The 23,117-nt window shown below is 67.9% G+C and carries 29 protein-coding genes; 8 read left to right on the forward strand and 21 right to left on the reverse strand.

All coding sequences use genetic code 11. The features are described from left to right. Positions 1 to 59 precede the first annotated feature (59 nt). On the reverse strand, positions 60 to 1,343 hold the full coding sequence (locus ACWIGI_RS31235; RefSeq protein ID WP_454206380.1) for a SidA/IucD/PvdA family monooxygenase: 1,284 nt from the start codon (positions 1,341 to 1,343) through the stop codon (positions 60 to 62). Between the two features lie 173 nt (positions 1,344 to 1,516). Between ACWIGI_RS31235 and ACWIGI_RS31240 the strand changes: the two genes are divergently transcribed. The 3 genes from ACWIGI_RS31240 to ACWIGI_RS31250 all read left to right on the forward strand — a co-directional run bounded on the left by ACWIGI_RS31240 (position 1,517) and on the right by ACWIGI_RS31250 (position 3,750). Next, a complete protein-coding gene (locus ACWIGI_RS31240; RefSeq protein WP_454206382.1) occupies positions 1,517 to 1,951 on the forward strand; it encodes a TIGR03667 family PPOX class F420-dependent oxidoreductase in 435 nt (144 codons plus the stop codon). A gap of 19 nt (positions 1,952 to 1,970) precedes the next feature. Next, positions 1,971 to 2,915: an RluA family pseudouridine synthase gene (locus ACWIGI_RS31245; RefSeq protein ID WP_454206384.1), complete on the forward strand. Its 945-nt coding sequence runs from the start codon at positions 1,971 to 1,973 to the stop codon at positions 2,913 to 2,915. Positions 2,916 to 3,051: 136 nt separating this feature from the next. Beyond that, the gene (locus ACWIGI_RS31250; protein WP_454206439.1) at positions 3,052 to 3,750 is read left to right on the forward strand and encodes a CPBP family intramembrane glutamic endopeptidase; all 699 of its coding nucleotides are present in this window, start codon (positions 3,052 to 3,054) and stop codon (positions 3,748 to 3,750) included. Positions 3,751 to 3,859: 109 nt separating this feature from the next. Here ACWIGI_RS31250 and ACWIGI_RS31255 read toward each other — a convergent pair whose 3' ends face one another. The 4 genes from ACWIGI_RS31255 to ACWIGI_RS31270 all read right to left on the reverse strand — a co-directional run bounded on the left by ACWIGI_RS31255 (position 3,860) and on the right by ACWIGI_RS31270 (position 8,489). Further along, the gene (locus ACWIGI_RS31255; RefSeq protein WP_454206386.1) at positions 3,860 to 4,270 is read right to left on the reverse strand and encodes a hypothetical protein; all 411 of its coding nucleotides are present in this window, start codon (positions 4,268 to 4,270) and stop codon (positions 3,860 to 3,862) included. Between the two features lie 203 nt (positions 4,271 to 4,473). Beyond that, complete coding sequence (locus ACWIGI_RS31260) at positions 4,474 to 6,624, reverse strand: MMPL family transporter (RefSeq protein WP_454206388.1); 2,151 nt, start codon at positions 6,622 to 6,624, stop codon at positions 4,474 to 4,476. Positions 6,625 to 6,676: 52 nt separating this feature from the next. After that, positions 6,677 to 7,204 carry an EXLDI protein gene (locus tag ACWIGI_RS31265; RefSeq protein WP_454206390.1) on the reverse strand — a complete coding sequence of 176 codons (528 nt, stop codon included), beginning with the start codon at positions 7,202 to 7,204 and terminating at the stop codon, positions 6,677 to 6,679. A gap of 319 nt (positions 7,205 to 7,523) precedes the next feature. Next, positions 7,524 to 8,489, reverse strand: coding sequence for a LysR family transcriptional regulator (locus tag ACWIGI_RS31270; RefSeq protein ID WP_454206392.1), 966 nt, complete (start codon positions 8,487 to 8,489; stop codon positions 7,524 to 7,526). A 71-nt stretch (positions 8,490 to 8,560) separates the two neighbouring features. On the opposite strand from ACWIGI_RS31270, the gene ACWIGI_RS31275 reads away from it, so the two are divergent. After that, positions 8,561 to 8,995 (forward strand): DUF5997 family protein, encoded by a 435-nt coding sequence (locus ACWIGI_RS31275; RefSeq protein ID WP_454206394.1) that lies wholly within the window; start codon positions 8,561 to 8,563, stop codon positions 8,993 to 8,995. A 66-nt stretch (positions 8,996 to 9,061) separates the two neighbouring features. Here the strand turns inward: ACWIGI_RS31275 and ACWIGI_RS31280 are convergent, their stop codons facing one another. Further along, positions 9,062 to 10,258 (reverse strand): MFS transporter, encoded by a 1,197-nt coding sequence (locus tag ACWIGI_RS31280; RefSeq protein ID WP_454206396.1) that lies wholly within the window; start codon positions 10,256 to 10,258, stop codon positions 9,062 to 9,064. A 134-nt stretch (positions 10,259 to 10,392) separates the two neighbouring features. Between ACWIGI_RS31280 and ACWIGI_RS31285 the strand changes: the two genes are divergently transcribed. Continuing rightward, positions 10,393 to 10,854 (forward strand): MarR family winged helix-turn-helix transcriptional regulator, encoded by a 462-nt coding sequence (locus tag ACWIGI_RS31285; protein WP_454206398.1) that lies wholly within the window; start codon positions 10,393 to 10,395, stop codon positions 10,852 to 10,854. A 39-nt stretch (positions 10,855 to 10,893) separates the two neighbouring features. After that, complete coding sequence (locus tag ACWIGI_RS31290; RefSeq protein ID WP_454206400.1) at positions 10,894 to 11,316, forward strand: pyridoxamine 5'-phosphate oxidase family protein; 423 nt, start codon at positions 10,894 to 10,896, stop codon at positions 11,314 to 11,316. 85 nt (positions 11,317 to 11,401) lie between these two features. On the opposite strand, the gene rpsQ is transcribed toward ACWIGI_RS31290, so the two are convergent. Genes rpsQ through rpsJ form a run of 11 tightly spaced genes read right to left on the reverse strand, consistent with a single transcriptional unit; the run spans position 11,402 to position 16,673 of the window. Then, positions 11,402 to 11,698 (reverse strand): 30S ribosomal protein S17, encoded by a 297-nt coding sequence (gene rpsQ / locus ACWIGI_RS31295; RefSeq protein WP_454206402.1) that lies wholly within the window; start codon positions 11,696 to 11,698, stop codon positions 11,402 to 11,404. Continuing rightward, on the reverse strand, positions 11,695 to 11,934 hold the full coding sequence (gene rpmC / locus ACWIGI_RS31300; RefSeq protein ID WP_354986652.1) for a 50S ribosomal protein L29: 240 nt from the start codon (positions 11,932 to 11,934) through the stop codon (positions 11,695 to 11,697). Before rpmC ends, rpsQ begins: the two co-directional genes overlap by 4 nt. Further along, a complete protein-coding gene (gene rplP / locus ACWIGI_RS31305) occupies positions 11,934 to 12,350 on the reverse strand; it encodes a 50S ribosomal protein L16 (RefSeq protein ID WP_330183462.1) in 417 nt (138 codons plus the stop codon). The genes rpmC and rplP overlap by 1 nt, the downstream gene beginning before the upstream one ends. Before the next feature lie 3 nt (positions 12,351 to 12,353). Next, entirely contained in the window at positions 12,354 to 13,160 is an 807-nt protein-coding gene (gene rpsC, locus ACWIGI_RS31310) for a 30S ribosomal protein S3 (protein WP_454206404.1), read from the reverse strand. Further along, positions 13,161 to 13,562, reverse strand: coding sequence for a 50S ribosomal protein L22 (gene rplV, locus ACWIGI_RS31315; protein WP_354986655.1), 402 nt, complete (start codon positions 13,560 to 13,562; stop codon positions 13,161 to 13,163). It lies immediately after the preceding gene. Continuing rightward, entirely contained in the window at positions 13,559 to 13,840 is a 282-nt protein-coding gene (gene rpsS, locus ACWIGI_RS31320; RefSeq protein ID WP_327143669.1) for a 30S ribosomal protein S19, read from the reverse strand. Before rpsS ends, rplV begins: the two co-directional genes overlap by 4 nt. Before the next feature lie 14 nt (positions 13,841 to 13,854). Continuing rightward, positions 13,855 to 14,685, reverse strand: coding sequence for a 50S ribosomal protein L2 (rplB, locus tag ACWIGI_RS31325; RefSeq protein WP_454206406.1), 831 nt, complete (start codon positions 14,683 to 14,685; stop codon positions 13,855 to 13,857). 32 nt (positions 14,686 to 14,717) lie between these two features. Further along, positions 14,718 to 15,023: a 50S ribosomal protein L23 gene (gene rplW, locus ACWIGI_RS31330; protein WP_354986657.1), complete on the reverse strand. Its 306-nt coding sequence runs from the start codon at positions 15,021 to 15,023 to the stop codon at positions 14,718 to 14,720. After that, on the reverse strand, positions 15,020 to 15,691 hold the full coding sequence (gene rplD / locus ACWIGI_RS31335) for a 50S ribosomal protein L4 (RefSeq protein ID WP_354986658.1): 672 nt from the start codon (positions 15,689 to 15,691) through the stop codon (positions 15,020 to 15,022). The genes rplW and rplD overlap by 4 nt, the downstream gene beginning before the upstream one ends. Beyond that, the gene (gene rplC, locus ACWIGI_RS31340; protein ID WP_454206408.1) at positions 15,688 to 16,353 is read right to left on the reverse strand and encodes a 50S ribosomal protein L3; all 666 of its coding nucleotides are present in this window, start codon (positions 16,351 to 16,353) and stop codon (positions 15,688 to 15,690) included. The genes rplD and rplC overlap by 4 nt, the downstream gene beginning before the upstream one ends. A 14-nt stretch (positions 16,354 to 16,367) precedes the next feature. After that, positions 16,368 to 16,673, reverse strand: coding sequence for a 30S ribosomal protein S10 (gene rpsJ / locus ACWIGI_RS31345; RefSeq protein ID WP_003938093.1), 306 nt, complete (start codon positions 16,671 to 16,673; stop codon positions 16,368 to 16,370). 518 nt (positions 16,674 to 17,191) lie between these two features. Between rpsJ and ACWIGI_RS31350 the strand changes: the two genes are divergently transcribed. Together ACWIGI_RS31350 and ACWIGI_RS31355 are read left to right on the forward strand one after the other, a co-directional pair. Beyond that, positions 17,192 to 17,668, forward strand: coding sequence for a hotdog fold domain-containing protein (locus ACWIGI_RS31350; RefSeq protein ID WP_454206410.1), 477 nt, complete (start codon positions 17,192 to 17,194; stop codon positions 17,666 to 17,668). Positions 17,669 to 17,872: 204 nt separating this feature from the next. Further along, positions 17,873 to 19,096 (forward strand): lycopene cyclase family protein, encoded by a 1,224-nt coding sequence (locus tag ACWIGI_RS31355; protein WP_454206412.1) that lies wholly within the window; start codon positions 17,873 to 17,875, stop codon positions 19,094 to 19,096. Between the two features lie 38 nt (positions 19,097 to 19,134). On the opposite strand, the gene ACWIGI_RS31360 is transcribed toward ACWIGI_RS31355, so the two are convergent. The 4 genes from ACWIGI_RS31360 to ACWIGI_RS31375 form a co-directional block, all read right to left on the reverse strand. Next, the gene (locus tag ACWIGI_RS31360; protein ID WP_454206413.1) at positions 19,135 to 20,163 is read right to left on the reverse strand and encodes an SDR family oxidoreductase; all 1,029 of its coding nucleotides are present in this window, start codon (positions 20,161 to 20,163) and stop codon (positions 19,135 to 19,137) included. A gap of 80 nt (positions 20,164 to 20,243) precedes the next feature. Continuing rightward, a complete protein-coding gene (locus ACWIGI_RS31365) occupies positions 20,244 to 21,122 on the reverse strand; it encodes an ABC transporter permease (protein ID WP_454206415.1) in 879 nt (292 codons plus the stop codon). After that, positions 21,119 to 21,886, reverse strand: a complete 768-nt coding sequence (locus ACWIGI_RS31370; protein ID WP_454206441.1) for an ABC transporter permease — start codon at positions 21,884 to 21,886, stop codon at positions 21,119 to 21,121. The genes ACWIGI_RS31365 and ACWIGI_RS31370 overlap by 4 nt, the downstream gene beginning before the upstream one ends. A 44-nt stretch (positions 21,887 to 21,930) precedes the next feature. Continuing rightward, positions 21,931 to 23,079 carry an ATP-binding cassette domain-containing protein gene (locus ACWIGI_RS31375; protein WP_454206417.1) on the reverse strand — a complete coding sequence of 383 codons (1,149 nt, stop codon included), beginning with the start codon at positions 23,077 to 23,079 and terminating at the stop codon, positions 21,931 to 21,933. Positions 23,080 to 23,117 lie beyond the last annotated feature (38 nt).

The following is a 23,117-nucleotide window of genomic DNA, read 5'->3' on the forward strand; positions in this document are numbered from 1 at the left end:
TGCCCGGGAAGCCGAGAACGCGGGCGTCGCTCGACCACATCCGAACACCGCTCACACGGCTAGCTGTGCAGCCCGGCCCGCTTGCGCGCCCCGGCTCGGCGCCGCACCGGCTCCGGCATCAACACCCGATCCGAAAGTTCGCCCAGGCAACTGAGATTCGGGAACCCGGGGCCCTGTGCCAACGCCGCCAGATTCGGTAGATACAGTTTCGCGCCCAGCCCGGATACGGCCAGGTCGTAGCCGATCGCGTTCTCGATGCGCGCCTGCGTGAGCGGCCCGCCCACCGCCAGCTCGAGCAGATCCGTCGCGGTCGCGTCGAACAGATCGAGGAACCACAGCGGTTGCCCGCCGATGGCATCGACCACCAGATCGAAGGCATGCACCTGATCCGAACGCCGATCGTTGGCCAGGGTCAGCGCGACCTGCCCGTCCTGATCGGACATCGCGGTCACCCTGCCCTGCAGATGATGAACCCGGTTGTCGCCCAGCAGCGTTTCCTGCACGCGCACCGAGAACACCCCGCGGTCGGTCCGGCGGATCACGTCGCGACGCTCGTCGGCGCCGAGCGTGCCCCACTTCGTGGGATCGCTGAACAGCGAGTTCTCGAAGAAGCTCTCGCCCCGGGTGTACAGGGTCGCGTTCGGCGAAATCACCGAGACCGTGAGCATTTCGTGCCGCACCAGCTCGTCCAGCGCCGAGCCCGCCGTCTCGCCGCCGCCGATCACCGCCGCCCGCGAGGACGGGGGCAGCTGCCGCCGTCCGGCCAGATCCCAGAAGCGCGCGATGCTCAGCACCTTCGGATGCGCGCTGAAGGCCCGATCGCTGCGGCCCGGGCCGGTGATCATGACCGCGTCACAATCGATTTCACTGTTGCCGCCGTCGGCGTCGGTGACCGTGACCAGCCAGCCGTCCGCCGCCGCGGCGATGCCGGTGACGCTGCCCGCGATCAGTTCCATGTCCGTCCCGCGGCCCACCCACTGCAGGTACTTGGCCCAGACGTGATGCTGGGGCGCGGGCCGGCCGCGATCGATCCACTCGGCGTAGGTGCCGTGTTCGATCAGAAAGGCGTTCCAGCTGAAATCCCGCATGGCCGCGTCGATCTCGCGATTGCGCCCGCGCGCCCACGTCGAGTGGTACGGGAACCCGACATCCTTCTCCGGGCTCGTGCCGAGCCGATGCTGTCCGTCGGTCCAGCCGCCGCTGGGCAGCCAGTTTCCGCCCACCGCATGCGATTCCACCACCACGACGCGTGGCGCGGGCAATCCGAGCTTTCGTAACACCTGCGACTTCGCCGCTACGGCAAGGGCTTTCGGACCCGCCCCGACCACCAGAACTGTGTCCACCGGTTCTCCCGCCTGTCACGGTTGCCCACTGTTGTCCACAGTGGGTAACCACCGCTCCGGCTATAGTTGCATAGGCTTACCTTATTTTGTGGGGCCACGTTCGGGATGCGCCAGTAAAGAATCGGCATCGGCGATCCGGAATCGCCGCCCCGGCAGGCGCGTTGTCGCCTGATATGACCACTCACGCACCGCTCATCGACGCCTCCACCGATTTCGGCGCACGGGTCGCCGCGCGCCTGCAACGCGACAATGTCATCTGGCTCACCACGACCGGGGCCGACGGCACCCCGCAGCCCAACCCGGTCTGGTTCCTGTGGAACGGAACCGAATTCCTGCTCTTCAGCAAGCCCGGACAGGCCAAGCTGCGCAACATCGCCCGGCAGCCGCGCGTCTCACTGAACTTCAACTCCACCTTCGACGGCGGCGACTTCGCCATCTTCGTCGGCGACGCGCACATCGCGACCGAGCCCGCCACCGCCGCGGAGATCGCCGACTACACCGAGAAGTACACCGGCGGGCTCGCGAGCCTGAACTTCACCGCCGAGGCGTTCTTCGCCGAATACAACACGCTGGTCCGCATCACTCCCGACAAACTGCGCGGGTACTGACCCCACTAGGGTCCTATCGGTGAGACGCAGGCAGCAGCCGCCGCTACCCAAGCGGCACGGGTTGGACCCCGCGCGGCTGCGGCTGCCCGAGGACGGAACGTGGACGACCATCCGCGACCACCTCGTGGAACGCCTGCCGCGCGTGGACCCGGCGCGCATCGACGAACTGCTGCGCAGCGGCGGCATCGTCGACCTCGACGGGCCCATCGCGCCGGACGCGGCCTACGTGCCCGGCGGCGCGGTGTGGTTCCACCGGGACCTGCCCGACGAGGCCGAGGTGCCGTTCGAGATCGGCATCGTGCACCGGGACGAGCGGCTGCTCGTCATCGACAAGCCGCACTTCCTGTCCACCATCCCGCGCGGGCAGCACATCCTGCAGACCGCGCTGGTGCGGCTGCGCCGCGACCTCGAGCTGCCGGATCTGGTGCCGGCGCACCGGCTCGACCGGGTCACCGCCGGACTGGTCATGTTCATCGTCGACCCGGCCGCGCGCGGCGCGTACCAGACCATGTTCCACCGGCGGGTGGTCCGCAAGGAGTACGAGGCCATCGCCCGGTTCGATCCCACCCTCGACCTGCCCCGCACGGTGGTGAGCCGCATCGTCAAGGAGCGGCAGGTGCTCAAGGCGTACGAGGAGCCCGGCGAGCCCAACGCCGAGACCCGGATCGAGCTGCTCGATCAGCGCGACGGACTCGGCCGGTATCGCCTGTCGCCCGCGACCGGGCGCACCCATCAGCTCCGATTGCACATGAACGGCCTGGGTATCCCGATCCTGGGCGACGACTTCTACCCCGAGCTCACCGACAAACCCGTGGACGACTACACCCGCCCACTCCAGTTGCTCGCCTGCGCACTCGAATTCACCGATCCGCTGACCGGCGCCCCGCGCCGCTTCGAAACCGGCCGCACCCTGCAGGCCTGGGACGACTTCGCGGGCTGGAACGGGCCGGCCGCGACCGGCTGATTCGAGCGAACCGAGCGGTATTACCCACATTCGAAGTGCGCGCTCAGAATTGCTACGTACACTGGCCGAGATGTCTCAGAACGATAACGGTGCGGTCGCTGTCCTACCGGCCCCGACCGAACAGCCCCGCCATCGCATGCACGCCTACATCGATGTGGCGGTCGTTGTCGTCGTCCTGACCTGCACGAATCTCATCGCGCACTTCACGACCCCCTGGGCCAGCATCGTCTCGGTTCCGATTGCCGCGGTAGTGCTGCTGGCGATGGTCCGGCGTCGCGGACTGGCCTGGTCCGAACTCGGACTCTCCCCGCGACACTGGCGGCAGGGCTCGCTCTGGGCCCTCGGCGCGGTCGGGCTCGTGCTCACGGTCGTCGCCATCGGCGCGATCCTGCCGGTGACGCGGCCGTTCTTCCTGGCCGATCGCTACGCCACCATCTCCGGCGCGCTCATCGCGTCGATGATCGTCATTCCACTGCAGACGGCCATCCCGGAAGAGCTCGCCTTCCGCGGCGTCCTGCACGGCACCCTCGATCGCGCCTACGGGGCGCGCGGCGTATTCGCGGCCGGCTCAATGCTTTTCGGGCTCTGGCACATCGCGTCGTCGCTCGGGCTGACCAGCGGCAACAAGGGGCTGAGCGGATTCCTGGGTGGCGGCGTCGCCGGCCAGATCGCCGGTATCGCGCTGGCGGTGATCGCCACCGCGGCCGCGGGCGCGGTCTTCACCTGGCTGCGCCGGCGCAGCGGCAGCCTGCTCGCGCCCATCGCCCTGCACTGGTCGGTGAACGGCGCGGGCGCGCTGGCCGCGGCCCTGGTCTGGCACACGACCCTGAGCTGAGCGACCCCGGAAACGGGGAGGGCCAGGCTGACTAGGGAACAGAGGAATGGCGTCAGCCTGGCCCGGGACGGTTCGGCGTGGTCGGGCCACACCGAACCGGGTCTGGGGGTCAGGAACCCAGGAAGCCCAGCGGGCTCGCACCGCAGGTGGCGCTGCCGGTCAGGGTCGGCTGCAGCACGTTCACCTTCAACTCCCACGCCGAACCCTGCAGGGTCGAGATGGTGTGCGTGCCGGCCTTCTTGGGTGTCCACTGGATCGTGGCCTTGCCGCCGGACGGCTTCACCGGGCTACCGGCGATGACCAGGCCGTTGTCGTAGAACCACGCCTCGAACCAGTGGTCGTAGGTGGCCGTGATCTCGTAGGTGCAGGCCGCGTAGATCTTGTCGGCGTTGACCGAGATGCCGGTGGGAACGGCGCCCGCGTAGGGGGCGGCCATCGCCACCGAACAGCCGAGCGCGGCCAGGGCGGTCGCCCCGACGCCGGCGCGCCGGGCCATGCGCGTGGTCACGGACTGCTTCATGTCACTCCTCGATGCCTGCCCGCGTTGTGTGCGGTCGGCGAACTGTATCGGTTGTCCAGTTCACTATGGGGCACTTTGCCCGAAAAACTGAAACAAGTTCCTGTCAAACACGTGTGACCTGGCCGGATACGTGGTCACGGGCGCGGAAATCGGGCCCGCCTCCCGAAGGAAGCGGGCCCGATGACGGGATCTCGCGGCGCGAGCTACCGGTGCGCGGCGTCCTGCTCCCGCTTGCCCAGGGTCACCGTCGCCGTGTTCGGCCGGGCGTCACCATCGTGCCCGGGCCACCAGGCGGCGCGGCCGATGAGCGCGGTCACCGCCGGGGTGAAGAACATCGCCATGACGAACGCCGCGATGGTGATGCCGACCGAGATGGCGAACCCCATCTGCGAGAGCACGTTGTTGCCCGCCAGCATCATCGAGGCGAACGTGCCCGCGAGGATGACACCGGCCGCGGCCACCGTCGGGCCGGCGTGCTTGAACGCCAGCGCCGCCGCCCGATGCGGGTCGTGCCCCTCGCGGGCCTCCTCCCGCAGGCGCGCCACCATGAGGATGTTGTAGTCGGTGCCGAGCGCGACCACGAACAGGTACATGATGATCGGCAGCGTGAAGATCAGGCCCGAATCACCCTGCAGGTGCTGGAACACCAGCACCGCGGCGCCCAGCGTGGCCGCGAAGCCGAGAAACACCGAGGCCATCAAATACCAGGGCGCGACGAGACTGCGCAGCAACAACCCGAGCACGATCATGATGAGCACCGCCGCCACCGGGAAGACCACCCGGTAGTCCCGGTTCATGGCCGCCTGGAAGTCCACGTAGATCGAGGTCATGCCGCCGACCACGGCTGTGGTGCCCGCGGGCGCCGCGTCGTGCGCGGTGTCCCGCAGCACGCCCTTCATCGTGTCGGCCGCGGCATCGGATTCCGGTGCGTCCGTGAGCGTCACCTGATACTCGGCCACGCCCTTGTCCGCCGAGAGCACCGGCTCGCCGACCTGGCCGACACCCGGCACCGCGGCCAGCGCGGTGCGATACGCGCCGAGTTGATCCGCGCCCAGCGCGCCCTGGTCCGCCTGGAGATAGACCTGCGAGGGCTGGGTGCTGCCCGCGGGCATGCCCTTGAGGAGTTCTTCACCGTAGACCGTGGATTCGGACGCGCTCGACGTCGAACCCGAGGACAGGTCGAAGGTCGGGTTGAAGCCGAAGGCGAAGACGCCCAACAGCACCAGCACTCCGCCGGAGGCGACCGCGTACAGCCCGGGCCGCCGGCCCAGCGAATTCCCGATGGCGTCGAAACGCGCGCCCACGGGCTCGTGCTGCCACGCCTTCGACGGCCAGAACACCTTGGTGCCGAGCAGCGAGACGATCGCCGGGATCAGGGTGAGCCCCGCCAGCAGCGCGACCGCCACCGCGATGGCCAGCGCCAGGCCCATCGACCGGAACATGCCGAGCGTGGACAGCGTCAGCGCGCCGAAGGCGATGATGACCGCCGCGGCCGCCGAGGTGATGGCCTCGCCGACCCGGGTCACCGAGCTGATCATCGCCGTCTTGGGATCCTCACCGGCCCGGAGTCGTTCGCGGTAGCGGAACATCAGGAACAGGATGTAGTCGGTGCCGACGCCGAAGAGCACGACGATCAGCAGCGACTGCACCGAACTGTCGATCTTCAGGTCGAAGGCCTTGCTCACGATCGCGAGCAGTCCGCCGACCATCGACGAGATGCCGAAGATGACCACGATGGGCAGCAGCGCGATGACCGGACTGCGGAAGATGACCAGCAGCAGCACCAGAATCAGCACGATGGTGGCGATGGCGATGATGGCCATGCCCTTCTCGCTCGACTCCTGCTGATCCAGGCCCTGGGCGGCCGAACCGGTGATGCCGGCCTTCAGGTCCGTGCCCTCGACCTGCTCCCGCAGCGCGGTGCGCAGATCCTTGACGGCGTCGCTCTGCCGGGTGTCCTCCGGACTCGAGATCTTGGTCATGCCGACCGCGACCACCTGCACCAGGCGATTCTGCGAGGGCGGCGTGGCCTGCACGGTGGTGACGTCCTCGACCTTGCGTTCGCCGAGCGCGCCGGCGATGGCGGCCACGGACGCGGCATCGGTCTCGGTGAGCGGTGCGCCGTCGGCCCGGGCGAAAACGATGAGGGCGGCCGGGGTGGCGCTGTTGGGAAATGCCTTCTCCTGCAACTCCATCGCCCGGATGGATTCGTAGTGCGAGGGCAGGAAGTCGGCTTGGTCGGTGGTCGCGGTCAGCTTCGGAGCCAGCCCCGCCACCGCGACGATGGCGATCAGCCAGACGCCGATCACCGCCCACGGTTGCGCGACGACGAGGCGTCCGAGTCGGGAGAACATGCGAAGCGATCCCTTCGAGGTTCGGCCGTACTATTCGATTGTTTCGGCGGATTCAGATGTCGAGTACTTGGGCGGCGGGGTTCTCGAGCACGTCGACGACGATGCGAAAGACCTTCTCCGGTACCAGATCCCGCAGCCGGTCCGGCTCGTCCACGATGTCGACGGTGAAGTCGCCGTACCCATCGTCACCGAGACCGAGCATGTCGCGCCAGTCCCGGAAACCTTTGGCCCAGTGCGTGATCGCGGCCAGATCCGCCTGACCGGAGGTCTCGCGGGCGGTGGTGAACTCGGTCTTCTTGTCGCGGAACGCGCGCCGGGTGACGGCGGTGAACTCGGCCCACTCGATGTGGTGGCGGTGCACCACGAGCTTGCCCTTCTTGCTGAGGTACACCCGGATCGCCTCGGCGCCCACCTTGGTGACGCGGTGCGATTCGGCGATGTCGCGGCCGACGAAGGTTTGCCGGCGCCCGCCGCCGTGGCCGACGCGCAGTTCGATGGTGCGCAGGCCCTCCGGCTCGGCCTGCGTGACGACGGTGCCGGGGGTGGGTTCGCCGGCGGTTTTCTGCATATCGATGTCCATGGGTTGCTCCCGGATTCGGTGCGTCAACCATAGGTTGACTGGATGTGAATAGTCAACTATTGGTTGACGATTCTGGTGCGTGGATGCGCATATAGGCATGCTTGTACGACACGGCACCCAGCTCGATTCCCCTTGCGCCACGGGGCTTCCGGATGGAGTTGGTGCCAGGGTTCCCCCTCGCCTGAAAACACTATAAGTAGACGTATACGTATAGCGCAACCCTCAGTCGACCCTGAACTTTCCCGGAGTCGAGCCCCCGAGACGACGAGAGCCCGCCCCCTCGACGCACGAGGAGGCGGGCTCCGAGCCCCACCCGCGGCTAACGGCCGCGCTTCTTACCCTGTTTCTTCTGCGCCCCAGCGCTTTTCGCCTTCGCGCCGCCCGGCTGCGGCTTCTTGCCGACGGCCTTCTTCGCACCGCCCGAGCGCGCCTTGGCCGACTGCTGCGCTCGCGCGGGCTTGCGCTGACCCGACGGGGATCGCGAACTCTGCGCGGAACGGCCGCGCACCACGCCGACGAACTCCTCCACCAGTTCGGTGGTCGCCGCGGCCGGCCAGGCCAGAGCGATCTCGGTCTCGGGCACACCCATGACGGTCCGGTAGACCAGGTCCTTGCGGGTGTGCAGGCGCGCGATCGAATGCGGGACGATCGCGGCGCCGCTGACCGCGGCCACCAGATCCATGGTCATGGCCGCCTCGTCCAGGTCGTCGGCGTCCTGCATGCGCTCGTCGGCCAGGTCGGCCAGGCCGATCTGCTCGAAAACGGAGAGCGGATGATCCTTGGGCACGACCACCACCGGCACCTCGCGATAGAGCGGGATGACGTCCAGGCCCTCGCGGTCGATGGGCAGCCGGACGAAGCACATGTCCACGGCGCCCGCGCGCAGCGCCGCCTCCTGCTCGCGCATGGGCACCGGGATCATCTCGGCGGGGATGTCCGGAAAGCGCTCGCGCCAGATGCGATCCCATTTGGTGACCGTCACGCCCGGCACGAAACCGACGCGCAGCCGTTCACCCTGCGCCGCAACGGGTTCGGGCTCGACGACATTCGCGAGGATCTCCCGCGCCGCTGTCAGCAGTTCCTCGCCGTCGGCGCTGAGCTCGGTCGGCTGCGCGCCCGGAACGAAGAGCTTGGTCCCGAGTTCGGCCTCCAATTCGATGACCGTTCCGCTCAGTCGCTGGCGGGAGATGCCGAGGGCGCGCGCGGCCCGCGCGAAGTGCAACTCTTCCGCAACCGCCACGAACCAGCGCAGACGCGTGACGTCGATCGAGGAGAACCGGCTCATTCCACCCAGGTTATTGCACCGCGACACCGCCCTGTGCACAGGTGCCCACCGGCCCCCGATACCCTTGATCAGTGAGCCCGGACAAGAACAACCAGACCATGAAGCCGCTGACCGCGGCCGACAAGCTCGGCGTCTACCTCCCCGCCACGCCCGAGGAGTTCCGGAACTCACCCATCACCCGCGGCGAACTCGAGGAGCTGCGCGCCAACCCGCCGCAGTGGCTGACCGACCTGCGCGCCACCGGCCCCTTCCCCCGCGACGTGACGGCCCGCAAACTCGGCATCTCCAACTCCGGCCTGAGCCGGGCGGGCGTCGCCGACGCGCTCACGACCGCCGAGATCGACGCCCTGATCGCCGAGTCCCCCGAGTGGCTGCTGCGCGAGCGCGAGAACCTGCGCACCGTGCAGGCCGAGGCCGAGCGCGTGAAGAACAAGGAAGCCGAGCGCCGCGCGGCGACGAACAGGCCCGCGAAGAATCGCTTCGGCACCCCCGGCAAGAAAAGCTGACAAGGCCGCATCGCGGCCGAGGCGCGGAAGGCGTACAGCCCTCCGCGCCAATGGCCTTCGCCGCGATCAGGAGTGGACGAGGACTCGATCGTCGGTGGTCGTCGCGGAAACGGTTGCGGCGGAGCGGCGTTCGAGGCTCGCGGCCAGGACCGCCAGGGACAGGGCGGAGGCCGCCAGGGCCGCGCCCACCCAATTGGGGGCGGTGTAGCCCAGGCCCGCGGCGATCGTCAGGCCGCCGAGCCAGGCGGCCAGGGCGTTGCCGAGGTTGAAGGCGCCGATGTTCACCGCGGAGGCGAGGGTGGGGGCCGCCTGGGCGTGGTCCAGTACGCGCTTCTGCAGGGACGGTACCGAGGCGAAACCCAGTGCGCCGATGAGGAATACCGAGATCGCCGCCAGGGGCTTGCTGTGCGCGGTCACGGTGAACAGGGCCAGGGTGAGGGTCAGGGCGCCGAGGGAGATGTAGAGCATCGGCATCAGGTGGCGGTCGGCGTACTTGCCGCCCACCAGGTTGCCGACCACCATGCCCAGGCCGAGCAGGACCAGCAGCCAGGGCACCGAGGTGTCCGCGAAACCGCCGATCTCGGTCATCATCGGGGCGATGTAGGTGATGGCCGCGAAGACCGCGCCGAAGCCGAGCACCGTCATGGCGTTGGCCAGCAACACCTGAATGTTCTTGAAGGCGGCCAGTTCCCGACGCAGGAGCACCCGCTCGCGGACCGGCTGCTCGGGCACCAGCTTGGCGATGCCCGCCAGCCCCACCACGCCGAGCAGCGCCACGATCACGAAAGTGACGCGCCAGCCCAGGGTTTGGCCGACGATCGTGCCCAGCGGCACGCCCACCACGTTGGCGACGGTCAAGCCGGTGAACATCATGGCGATGGCCCCGGCCTTCTTGTCCGGGGCGACGAGTTCGGCGGCGACCACCGCGCCGATGCCGAAGAACGCGCCGTGCGCGAGCGAGGCGACCACGCGGCCGGCGAGCATCACGCCGAAGACCGGCGCGATCGCCGAGATCAGGTTCCCCGCGACGAACAGGCCCATGAGGATCATCAGCATGCGCTTGCGCGAGACGCGGGTGCCGAGGGCGGTCATGACGGGCGCGCCGGCCATGACGCCCAGCGCGTACCCGGTGACCAGCCAGCCCGCGGTGGGGATGGAGACCCCGAAGTCCCCCGCGACCTCGGGCAGCAGGCCCATGATGACGAATTCGGTGGTGCCGATTCCGAAGGCTCCGATTGCGAGAGCCAGCAGCGCGAGCGGCATGGGAACACCTTCCAGACGATTGCATGAGCTTGTTATTGCACACACAATAGTTGCACACGCGCGATATATGCAAGCGCGGGCAATCTCGAAAATCGTCTATCCTGGTGAGCGCCGCTCCGAACAGAGGAAACGCCATGACCGCCACGGATCCCGCCATGACCGCACTCGCCCAGGGCTGGTGCGCGCTCTCGCTGCTGCACGGCCGCATCGAGGCCCATATCGAGCGGGCCCTGCAGGCCGGGCACCGACTGAGCGTGCGCGAGTACTCCCTGCTCGACGTGCTCTCCCGCCAGCACACCGGCGACGGCGGCATGCTGCAGATGAAACAGGTCGCCGACGCGGTCGTGCTCTCCCAGAGCGCCACGACCCGACTGGTCACCCGGCTCGAGGACCGCGGCCTGCTCGCCCGCTACCTGTGCCCCCACGATCGCCGCGGCATCTACACCAACGTCACCGACACCGGCCGCGCCCTCCTGGAACAGGCCCGCCCGACGAACGACGCCGCCCTGCGCGCGGCCCTCGACGAGGCCGCCCTCTCCCCCGAACTCGCTCCCCTGGTCCGCACGGTGGAGGCCCTGCACACCCCGGCCCGCTGACGGGCCGAATCCGCACCCGTTCTCAGTACTGTGGGACCCATGGCACTGACGATTGCAGATCGACAGGAATTCCTCGCGCAGCCGCTCATCGGCGCGCTCGCCGTCACCGAGAAGCCCGGGCGGGCGCCACTCAACCTGCCCATCTGGTACCAGTACACCCCCGGCGGCGATCTCTGGATCCTCACCGGACCCGAATCCCGCAAGATGCGCGCCCTGGAATCCGCGGGGCGCTTCAGCCTCATGGTGCAGGTCGTGGAACCCACCGTCCGCTACGTGACCGTCGAGGGACCCATCACCAAGGTCACCGAGATGACGCCCGAACAGCATCGGGAGATGGCCGCGCGCTATCTGCCGCCCGCCGCCGTCGAGGAGTACCTGAAGTTCGCGGAATCGCACGGCGAGCAGGTGGCCGTGTACATGACCCCCGAACACTGGCTGTCGGCCGACATGGGCAGCTTCTGACCGAGACCCGGAAACGACGAAGGCCCGCCTCCCAAACGGGAAGCGGGCCTTCGTACTTCGACTGTCGCCGAGAGTGAAGCCGACCTTACTTGGCCTTCTCCAGCACCTCGACCAGACGCCAGCGCTTGGTGGCGGACAGCGGACGGGTCTCCATCAGCTGCACGCGGTCACCGATGCCGGCGATCTCGTTCTCGTCGTGCGCCTTCACCTTCGAGGTGGAGCGGATGATCTTGCCGTAAAGCTTGTGCTTCACGCGATCCTCGAGCTCGACCACGATGGTCTTGGTCATCTTGTCGGAGACGACGTAGCCGATGCGCGTCTTGCGCTGGCCCCGCTCCTCCGCCTTGGCCGGCGTCTTGGCCGGGCCCTTTACGTCGCTCATGCGGCGTCTCCCTTGCCTTCAGGACCGGTGGCCAGGCCGAGCTCGCGCTCACGCATGACCGTGTAGATACGCGCGATCTCGTGACGGACCACACGCAGACGACGGTTGTTCTGCAACTGGCCCGTCGCCATCTGGAAGCGCAGGTTGAACAGCTCTTCCTTGCTTTCGCGCAGCTTCGCGACGAGCTCCTCTTCGGTCAGCTCGCGCAGCTCTGCAGCCGGAGTTCCGGTAGCCATCAGAACTGCTCCTCTCGCGTCACGATGCGGCACTTCATGGGGAGCTTGTGCATCGCGCGGCGCAGGGCCTCACGAGCGGTCTCCTCATTCGGGTAGGACATCTCGAACATGACCCGACCGGGCTTCACGTTCGCGATCCACCACTCCGGCGAACCCTTACCGGAACCCATGCGGGTTTCGGCCGGCTTCTTGGTGAGCGGGCGATCGGGGTAGATGTTGATCCAGATCTTGCCGCCACGCTTGATGTGGCGGGTCATCGCGATACGCGCCGACTCGATCTGACGGTTGGTCACGTAAGCGGGCTCCAGAGCCTGGATGCCGTACTCACCGAACGCAACCGAGGTGCCGCCCTTGGACATGCCCGAACGGCTGGGGTGATGCTGCTTACGGTGCTTGACCTTGCGAGGCATCAACATAGGTCAGCCCTCCTGGGTCGTCTCTGCCGGAGCATCCGCGACCGCAGTCGCGGCGCGTCCGGCCTCAGTGCTGGTCGCGGTCGTGCCCTGGGCACCCGAGCGACGCGGGCGGCTCGGCCGCTCACGACGCGGACGATCACGGTCGCCGGCCGGCGCGGCGGTCGCGGTGACCTCACGCTTGCCACCGACGATGTCGCCCTTGTAGATCCACACCTTCACGCCGATGCGGCCGAAGGTGGTGCGGGCCTCGTACAGGCCGTAGTCGATGTCCGCGCGGAGGGTGTGCAGCGGCACACGGCCTTCGCGGTAGAACTCCGAGCGCGACATTTCGGCGCCACCGAGGCGGCCCGAGCACTGCACGCGGATGCCCTTGACGTTCGGCGAACGCATGGCCGACTGGATGGCCTTGCGCATCGCGCGACGGAACGCCACACGGTTCGACAGCTGCTCGGCCACACCCTGGGCGACGAGCTGCGCATCGGACTCGGGGTTCTTGACCTCGAGGATGTTCAGCTGCACCTGCTTGCCGGTGAGCTTCTCCAGCTCGGCACGGATGCGGTCGGCCTCGGCGCCACGACGGCCGATCACGATGCCCGGACGCGCGGTGTGGATATCCACACGGACGCGATCACGGGTGCGCTCGATCTCGACCTTCGAGATGCCCGCGCGCTCCATGCCTGTGGCAAGAAGCTTGCGGATCTTGACGTCTTCTCCGACGTATTCCTTGTACTGCTTGTCGGCGTACCAGCGCGACTTCCAGTCGGTGGTGATGCCGAGGCGGAAGCCGTGGGGATTGATCTTCTGTCCCATTTACTTCTCCCCTCCGTTCCGGCGGCTACGAGTGGCAGCGCCGACGGTGGGCACGCTCTCGACCTCGATGGTGATGTGGCTGGTGCGCTTGCGGATCCGGAACGCACGGCCCTGGGCCCGCGGCTGGAAACGCTTCATGGTCGCGCCCTCGTCGACGAAAGCCGTCGAGATGACCAGGGTGGCCGGGTTCAGGCCGAGGTTGTTGGTCGCGTTGGCGGCGGCCGAAGCCACGACCTTGGCGACCGGCTCGCTGGCGGCCTGCGGGGCGAACCGCAGGATGTTCAGCGCGTCCGCAACGCTCTTGCCGCGGACCAGGTCCACAACACGACGGGCCTTCATGGGCGTCACGCGCACGTGCTTGGCGGTAGCGCGCGCGGTCTGATTCTGAGTTTCAGTGCTCATCGCCGCTTGCTCTTCCGATCGTCCTTGACGTGGCTCTTGAACGTCCTGGTCGGCGCAAATTCACCGAGCTTGTGTCCAACCATGTTGTCCGACACGAACACCGGCACGTGCTTGCGGCCGTCGTGCACCGAGAACGTGTGCCCGATGAAATCGGGGATGATGGTGGAACGACGCGACCAGGTCTTGATGACCTGCTTCGTGCCCTTCTCGTTCTGAACGTCCACCTTCTTGAGGAGGTGATCGTCGACGAACGGGCCCTTCTTCAGGCTGCGTGGCATTTCTAACCTCCTCCTTAACGCTTCTTGCCGCGGCGGCGGACGATGAGCTTGTCGCTCGGACGGTTGGGCTTGCGGGTGCGGCCCTCGGGCTTGCCCCACGGGGAGACCGGGTGGCGACCACCGGAGGTCTTACCCTCACCACCACCGTGCGGGTGGTCGACCGGGTTCATGACCACACCACGGACGGTCGGGCGAACGCCCTTCCACCGCATGCGGCCAGCCTTGCCCCAGTTGATGTTCGACTGCTCGGCGTTGCCGACCTCGCCGATGGTGGCGCGGCAGCGCACATCGACGCGACGGATCTCGCCGGAGGGCATACGCAGGACGGCGTAGGCGCCTTCCTTACCCAGCAGCTGGATGCTCATGCCGGCCGAGCGGGCCAGCTTGGCGCCGCCACCCGGACGCAGTTCGACCGCGTGGATGGTGGTACCGGTCGGGATCGAGCGCAGCGGCAGGTTGTTGCCGGGCTTGATGTCCGCGCCGGCGCCGGACTCGATCGGCGTGCCCTGGGCAATGCCCTTGGGCGCGATGATGTAGCGCTTCTCGCCGTCCGCGAAGTGCAGCAGCGCGATGTTGGCGGTGCGGTTGGGGTCGTACTCGATGTGAGCGACCTTGGCCGGGATGCCGTCCTTGTCGAGGCGACGGAAGTCGATGACGCGGTAGGCACGCTTGTGGCCACCACCCTTGTGGCGGGTGGTGATGCGGCCCTGCGCGTTACGGCCACCGGTCTTGTGCAGCGGACGCAGCAGCGACTTCTCGGGGGTCGAGCGGGTGATCTCGGCGAAATCGGACACCGAGGAGCCACGACGACCCGGGGTTGTCGGCTTGTATTTACGGATTGCCATGAGTCTTCTCTACTTTCTGGATTCCCAGGCGCTTACGCGACCGGGCCCCCGAAGATCTCGATGGGCTTGCTGTCGGCCGAGAGGGTCACGAGCGCGCGCTTGGTGTTCTTGCGCTTGCCGTAACCGGCACGGGTCCGCTTGCGCTTGCCCTGACGGTTGGCGGTGTTGACGCTGGTCACCTTCACGCCGAAAACCTTCTCGACGGCGATCTTGATCTGCGTCTTGTTGGAGTCCGGGTGCACGATGAAGGTGTAGGTACCCTCTTCGATCAGTCCGTAGGACTTCTCGGAGATGACCGGCGCCAGCAGAATGTCGCGGGGGTCGGCGATCGTGGTCACTTGCTCTCCTCCTGTGCAGCTTCGGCAGGGCCGTGCACGAAGGCGTTGAGCGCCTCGACGGAGAAGATGACCTCATCGGCCTTCAGCACGTCGTAAGTGTTCAGCTGATCGGGAGCGATCGGGTGCACGTTCTGCAGGTTCGCAACGCTCTTCCACGCGGCGACATCTTCACGACCGATGACGACCAGGATCTGCTTGCGGCTCGAGAGCTCGGCAAGGAAGGTCTTGGCGGTCTTGGTCGACGGGGCCTGCCCGGCAACCAGTTCGGTGATGACCTGGATGCGCTCGTTGCGGGCCCGGTCCGACAGGGCGCCACGCAGTGCGGCAACCTTCATCTTCTTGGGCAGGCGCTGGGTGTAATCGCGCGGCTGCGGGCCGTGGACGGTGCCACCGCCGGCGAACTGCGGCGCACGGGTCGAGCCCTGACGGGCGCGGCCGGTGCCCTTCTGGCGGTACGGCTTACGCCCACCGCCGCGGACCTCGCCGCGGGTCTTGGTGGCGTGCGTGCCCTGGCGAGCCGCGGCCAGCTGGGCCACGACGACCTGGTGCATCAGCGCGATGTTGGCGGTCACGTCGAAGATCTCCGCGGGGAGCTCGACGGTGCCCTCGGTCTTGCCGCCAACGGCCTTGACCGGGAGCGTCAGGTTGGTCTTGGTCTCGGTGCTCATGCCCGGGCACCACCCTTCACTGCACTCTTGACGATCACGACGTGGCCGCGACGGCCCGGGATCGCACCCTTGATCAGCAGCAGACCGTTCTCGGCATCCACCTTGTGGACCGTGAGGTTCTGCGTGGTCACGCGGTCGCTACCCATCCGGCCGGACATGCGCATGCCCTTGAACACGCGACCCGGGGTGGAGCAACCACCGATGGAACCCGGACGACGGTGCACGGCCTGCGCGCCGTGCGAGGCGCCCTGGCCCGCGAAGCCGTGACGCTTCATGGTGCCGGCGAAGCCCTTGCCCTTGGAGGTGCCCGTCACGTCGACGTAGCTGCCCTCGGCGAAGGACTCGGCACCGATCTCCTGGCCGACCTCGAAGGAAGCCACGTCGGCGACGCGGATCTCCGTGATGTGGCGGCGAGGGGTGACACCGGCCTTGGCGAACTGGCCGGAAACCGGCTTGTTCACCTTGCGCGGGTCGATGGCGCCGTAGGCGATCTGGATGGCGGCGTAGCCATCACGCTCGGCGGTGCGGATCTGGGTCACCACGTTCGGACCGGCCTTGACGACGGTCACCGGAACAACGCGGTTCTTCTCGTCGAAGACCTGGGTCATACCGAGCTTGGTTCCCAGGATGCCGGCAGCCGGCCTGCTCTTGTTGTCAGTCATATCTGGAATCCCCGTCACTGAATGTTGACGTCGACACTGGCCGGGAGGTCGATACGCATGAGAGCGTCGACCGTCTTCGGCGTGGGGTCGAGGATGTCAATCAGCCGCTTGTGAGTACGCATCTCGAAGTGCTCGCGCGAGTCCTTGTACTTGTGCGGCGAACGGATGACGCAGTACACGTTCTTTTCGGTGGGCAACGGCACCGGGCCGACGACACGGGCACCGGTACGGGTCACCGTCTCGACGATCTTGCGCGCAGACGCGTCGATCGCCTCATGGTCGTAGGCCTTGAGCCTGATGCGGATCTTCTGTCCCGCCACGCTGAGTGTCCTTTTCTCCGCTTAACGTTTGTGCCCCAGGAGCTTTCGCTCCCGAAACACCCTCATTTGCACAGTCCGAACACACGAAGACGCATCAGCCACCACACGACCAAGCCCCTCGGGCCCGATCCATCGCCGCTGTTCATCTGTCATGGTTCTATCCGGTCCACGCGGTCGGGCGTGTCGCCCATCCGCTCATTCTCCGGCCCCGAAGTAATCCTCGAGCCTCGGAATCCTGTCCCGGACGCACTCCAGCCATATCGGCGGAGTACGAGATTGGTCCTTCTCACCCGCCACCACCAGCGTCTATCCAGAAAACAGACGCCACCCGGTGCGGGCAACCTGAACAGTATGCCCCACGCCCCGGGGGGACTTCAAATCGCCCCCCACATCCGTGCGAGATGACGATGGCGCTGGTCACAGCCACCACGTTCGGGGGCGAATCCAACCTATAGGCAATCGCTTCCCGGGCGCGCCCGAGGGGTTCCGGACAACTTACTTTTGAGTAAGATAGCGGCATGACACAAGAGACCGCCACCTACCGCGGCTGGAAGAAACTGCCGGACAACCGGCTCGGCCACACCCTGTTCTCCCTCGGCATGGTCGCGCGGGTCCCCTATTTCGGCACGATCCTGCCGACCGTCACCCGCCTGGAACCGGGCCTGTGCGAGGTCAGCGCCCCCAAGTGGTTCGGTATCCACAACCACCTGAGCACCTTTCACGCGATCGCCGCCTGCAACCTCGCCGAGGTGGCCATGGGCATGCTGTCCGAGGCGACGGTCCCCGGCACGCATCGCTGGATCCCGAAGGCGATGAACGTGCAGTACCTGGCCAAAGCGAACTCGAGCCTGCACGCGGTCGCGAAGCTCCCGGAGATCCCCGACTTCGCCACGATCACCGAGGGGCAGAACCTGGTGGTCCCGGTCTCGATCTACGACCTCTCGGGGCTCGAGGTGGTGCACGCGGACATCACCACGTGGGTGACGCCGAAGTAGTCCCCGAACCCTGTCGGTAACTCGAAGATTGCTTGCAATCAAACCGACCAGTTTCAAACATCTTTTCGGCCGCCGTCCGCGCAGTTGAGAGCGGTGTGCCGAACCGAGACGGCCGATTCGCCGGAACCGTCCGGTTCGCGACCCCGGGGGTGCGAGGTCGCCCGGGTGCTGGCGGCCCGGGGACCAGGCTGTTTGAATGCGGGTATGAGTGGCCGGAAGGTCGGCGCAGCCGCCGACGTGTGCGTGGTGGGGCTCGGGCCCACGGGGCGGGCGCTGGCGCATCGCGCGATGCGGGCCGGCTTGCGCGTGGTCGCGATCGATCCCCGGCCGGACCGGCTCTTCCCGCCCACCTACTCGTGCTGGGTCGACGAACTGCCGGAGTGGTTGCCGCGCACCGTGATCGCCAGCCGGATCGAGGCGCCGGTGGTGTGGACGCAGAGCGCGCACCGCATCGACCGGCCGTACGCCGTGCTGTCCAAGGCGGGCCTGCACGAGGCGCTCGCGCTCGACGACGCCACCGTGATCGCCGGGCGCGCCCGGGTGGTGCAGGCGCATCGCGTGGAACTGGCCGACGGCACCGAGGTCCGGGCGGCCACGGTGTTCGACACCCGCGGCATGCCCTCCCCCGCCAAGCGCCGAACCGCCAGCGCGCACGGCATTTTCGTGGACGAGGACATCGCCGCGCCCATGGTCAAGGCCGGCGAGGGCCTGCTGCTGGACTGGCGGCCGGAGAACGGCGCCGGCCCCGGCGAGCCGCCGAGCTTCCTGTACTCGGTGCCGCTGGGCGACGGCACCGTCATCTTCGAGGAGACCAGCCTCGGCCTGCGCGGCGGCATGCCGCAGCACGAGTTGCGCCGGCGCACCCTGAATCGCCTTGCCGCGCACGATATTCGACTACGCGGCGACGAGCCCAGCGAGGCCGCGCACTATCCGCTCGACACCCCGCCGCCGAAAACCGGCCTCGGACAGGTGATTCCGTACGGGTCGCGGGGCGGCATGATGCACCCCATCACCGGCTACTGCGTGGCCGATTCGCTGGCGCTCGTGGACACCGCCGTCGCGGCGGTGCAGCGGGGCACGGACCCGGTGCAGGCGCTGTGGCCCTGGCAGGCGCGACTGGTGTACTGGATGCGCATGCGCGGGGTCTACGGCCTGGGCCGGCTCACCGAGGCGCAGGCGATCGCCATGTTCGACGCCTTCTTCACCGGATCACCGCGCCAGCAGCGGGCGCTGCTGTCCGCGCACGACGACTACGCCGCGCTCGGCGGCGGCCTGTTCATGACGGTCGCGCGCACCTGGCCGTTCCGCTGGCGCTACGACCTGGTCGGCTGGACGAATCGCAATCGCTGGGTCGGCTGGGATTTCGGCCGCCCGGACCCCCTGGAGTTCCCGGACGCGCACGAGAGCGAGACCAGCGCCACGCCCTGATTCCGGCGCACGATCCCGGGCCTCGGGAGCGCGGAACGTCAGACCCAGTTCTCGATCCAGTACTTCCAGATCACCGGCGCGTACCCCGCCAGTGGCGGCACCTTGATGTCGCTGCCCGCCAGGGCGGCCCCGGTGCGCGCGGTGTCGAAGCGGCAGGCGAACTCGCTGTGCTCGATGACGTCGTTGGGCACGCCGACCTGTTTGAGCATCCAGCCCATGCCGGGCACCTTGAGCGTCATGTCGAGGGTCTGCTTGGGCATGACCTCGACCAGGTGCGGCGCCCCGGCCTCGTCGGCGAAGAGATTGAAGACGTCGGCGACGCTCTGTTCGCGAGGATCGGCCAGGTGATAGGTCTGCCCGTCCCCGCCCGGGGTGTGCGCGATGTGGGCCAGGGCGCGGGCCACGAAGTCGACGGGGACCATGTTGGTGTCGCCGAGCTTGGGCGCGACCACCGGCAGGATGCGCGGCAGTTGGGCGGCCATGCGCAGCAGCCGGAAGAAGTAGTACGGCCCCTCGATGCGATCGATCTCGCCGGTGCGGGAGTGCCCGATGACGATGGAGGGCCGGTAGATCCGCCACGGCACCGAATCCTGCTCGCGGACGGCCTGTTCGGCGGCGAGCATGGCGCGCTGATACGGCGTGCCGAGCTGCTGCCCCACGTCGAGCATGTCCTCGGTGAAGGTGCCGTTCCAGCCGCCCGCCACGTGCACGGTCGACACATGGTGCAGCCGGCCCGCTTCCAGGGTCGCGGCGAGTTCGGCGACGCGGCGGGTGCCGCCCCCGTCGCCGGTGGCGTCGTGGCCGCCGGCGAGGTGGATGACGTGCGTTATCGAACCCCGGTGCGCGGCGACCCAGCCCGGATCGACCCCGAGCCCCGGCGCGCCGAGGTCGCCGCGCACGGGACGAACCCGGCCCTCGGCGTCCCAGGCGCGCAGGCAGCGGTTGAACCGCAGCACCGAGTCCTCGCCGGGGCGCACGAGCACGTGGACGGGCTCGCCGCGTTCGAGGAGTTCGGGAATCAGGAAGCGGCCGATGAACCCGGTTGCCCCGGTAACCAGGTAAGACATGGACTCAGCCTAGCGTGACCCACGACACACCCGGTTCCTGACTCGGCGACACACCCAAAGCTCGCATGCAGGACGAATTTTCACGCCCCGGTCTCGGCGGCCTTCCGGTAACCGCGCACCGCGGGGTAGGCGAACACCACGATCATGCCGACCGACCACGCCACCGTCTTCAACAGCGGGGTGGCGATCGGGCCGTCGAAGGCCAGGCCCTTCATGGCGTCGATGGCGGTACTCATGGGCTGGTTCTCCACGGTCGACTGCAACCACTGCGGGTAGGCGAAGGTCGGCACGAATCCGGAGTTGAAGAACATGAGCAGGTTGCTGATGATGCCGATGATCGACACCAGCATGATGCCCTCGGACATGGTCGCCAGCGCCGTCACCAGCACCGCGAAACCGATGGCGAACAACACCGGAATCAACAGCATGGCGATCGATGCCGCGGGGCCGAACCAGAAGCGGAAGCCCAGGCACAGCCCGACCAGCAGCACGAAAATCGAGGTGACGAGCACCCGGATCGCCTCGGCCAGCAGCCGTCCGGTCAATCCGGCGGCCCGGTGCGTCGGCATGGTGTGGAACCGCCCGAGCAGGCCGGTCGCCTTCTCCACCTTGAAACCGAGCGCCGAGACCACCGAGCCGGACATCGCCGCCACCAGCATGATCATCGGCACGGTGCCGTAGATGCTGGGCATGCCGGTGGCCTGGGTGATCGAATCGCCGAGCACCACCCGGAACATGAGCAGCGTGGCCGCCGGGTAGAGCAGGGTCTGCACGGTGGTCGCGGGATCGCGCGACCACCCGATGAGCAGCCGCTTGCACTGGATGAGGCTCTGTTCCAGCCAGATTCGCAGGGACTTCTCGTTGCGCGAGGGCACGACGGGCAGCGGCTGATGGCCGGCCCACGAATCCGCTTCGGCGCGCGCGCCGGTGGCCGGTTCGGCCGCGATGACAGTACTCATGATCGCCTCACACTCGCCCACACGGCCAGCGGCGTGAAGACCACCGCGCCGCCGATCAACCACACCAGCGGCACCCACAGCACCTGCCAGGTCACCCCGCCCTCGGCCATGTCCTGCAGTGCGAAGGAGAACTGCGAGATCGGCTGATTGCGTACGAACGGCCGGATCCACGCCGGGAATCCGGCCTCGGGAACGAAGCCGCAGGACAGCATGCCGAAGATGAGCGTCGGCAGGGTCAGGGCCTGGCTCAGCGATTCCGGGCTCTTGGTCAGCGACCCGAGCCCGTCCGCGCCGATGGCCAGCACGGTGCCCACGGCCAGGGAGAACAGCACGAACCACAGCGCCTGCTGCCAGCCCGCGACGAACCGGAAGCCGATGAGGTAGCCCCAGCCCAGGGCCGCGGCGAGCGAGACCACCGAGCGCACCAGGCCCGCGGACAGCCGGGCCAGCAGCGGGACCATCTTGCCGATGGGCATGGTCTGCATGCGGGTGTTGAGTCCGGTCATGGCTTCGAACGCCGCCAGCTGGGCGTTCGACATCATCGTGAAGGACATGGTCTGCAGCACGATGATCGGCATGACGTACTGCGCGTAGTCGATGCCCTTGATCGACATGATGAATTTCAGCGGCAGGTAGAAGCCGAGGGTGAAGACCAGCGGGATGAAGACCGCGACGACGAGTTCGCCCTTGGTGGCCATGACCCAGACGATGCGTCCGGTCAGCGCCCGCCACTGCGCGAAGCTGTTGGGTCTGGCTTCCGGCATGCCGGAGAAGAGCTGTGTGCCGACCGCCGCGGCGGCGGGGGCGCTCACTCGGCGGCCGCTTTCTCCGCCGGCTTGTCCGCGGCGGTGTCGTCGGCGGTCGCGTCGTCGGTGGTGTTGACTTCGGCGGCGGCCTTCTCCACGACCGGCTTCGCCGCGGCGGGCTTCGGCACCACAGCCGCGGCCTCCGACGCCGGCGCCTCGGAGCCGTGTCCGGTGAGGGTAAGGAACACGTCGTCGAGCGAGGGCCGGCGCAGGCCGATGTCGGCGAGTTTGATGCCCGCCGCGTCGAGCTTGCGCAGGGCGTCGGACAGCGTGCCCGCGCCGTCGGGCGCGGGGATGGAGATGCGGTCGCCGGAGGTGGTCTCGGTGCGCACGGCGTCGGGCACCAGTTCGCCCAGCGCGTCGAGCGCCTTGGCGCGATCGCTCGGATCCAGCGGCACGATCTCGCAGTAGCTGCCGCCGGTCTTCTCCTTGAGGGCGTCGGCGGTGCCCTCGGCGATGACGGTGCCCTTGTCGATGACGATGATGTTGTCGCTGAGCACGTCGGCCTCTTCGAGGTACTGCGTGGTCAGCAGGACGGTGATGCCCTGGGTCTTGAGGGCGTTGACCAGATCCCAGACGCCCTGGCGACTGCGCGGGTCCAGGCCGGTGGTGGGTTCGTCGAGGAAGACGACCTCGGGCCGGACCACGAGCCCGCAGGCGATGTCTACGCGGCGGCGCATGCCGCCGGAGTAGTGCCGGACCGCGCGGCGGCCCGCGCCGGTGAGGTCGAATTCCTCGAGGAGGGTGTCGGCGCGCTGTCGAGCGGCCTTGCGCGGCAGGCCCATCAGGCGACCGAAGAGTTCGAGGTTCTCGCGGCCGGACAGGTTCTCGTCCAGGGCCGCGTACTGGCCGGTCATCATGATCGAGCGGCGCACGGCTGCCGGATCTTTGCGGACGTCGTGCCCGGCGACGCGAGCGATGCCGGAGTCGGGGCGCAGCAGGGTGGACAGAACCTTGACGGTGGTGGTCTTGCCGGCGCCGTTGGGGCCGAGAATGCCCAGGACCTGACCGCGGGCGGCGGTGAAGCTGATGCCCTGTAGCGCGTGCACCTCGCCGAAGGACTTGCGGACGTCCTCGACGAAAACGGCCGGTTCGCTCCCTATGCTGTGCGTTTCCGCGGTCTGCGAATCCGGTTTGTCCAAGCTCGGCATCAACTCTCCACTATCGGCATAGGCGGGCAATTCTGTCG

It is taken from the genome of Nocardia sp. NPDC055321 (assembly GCF_053645575.1).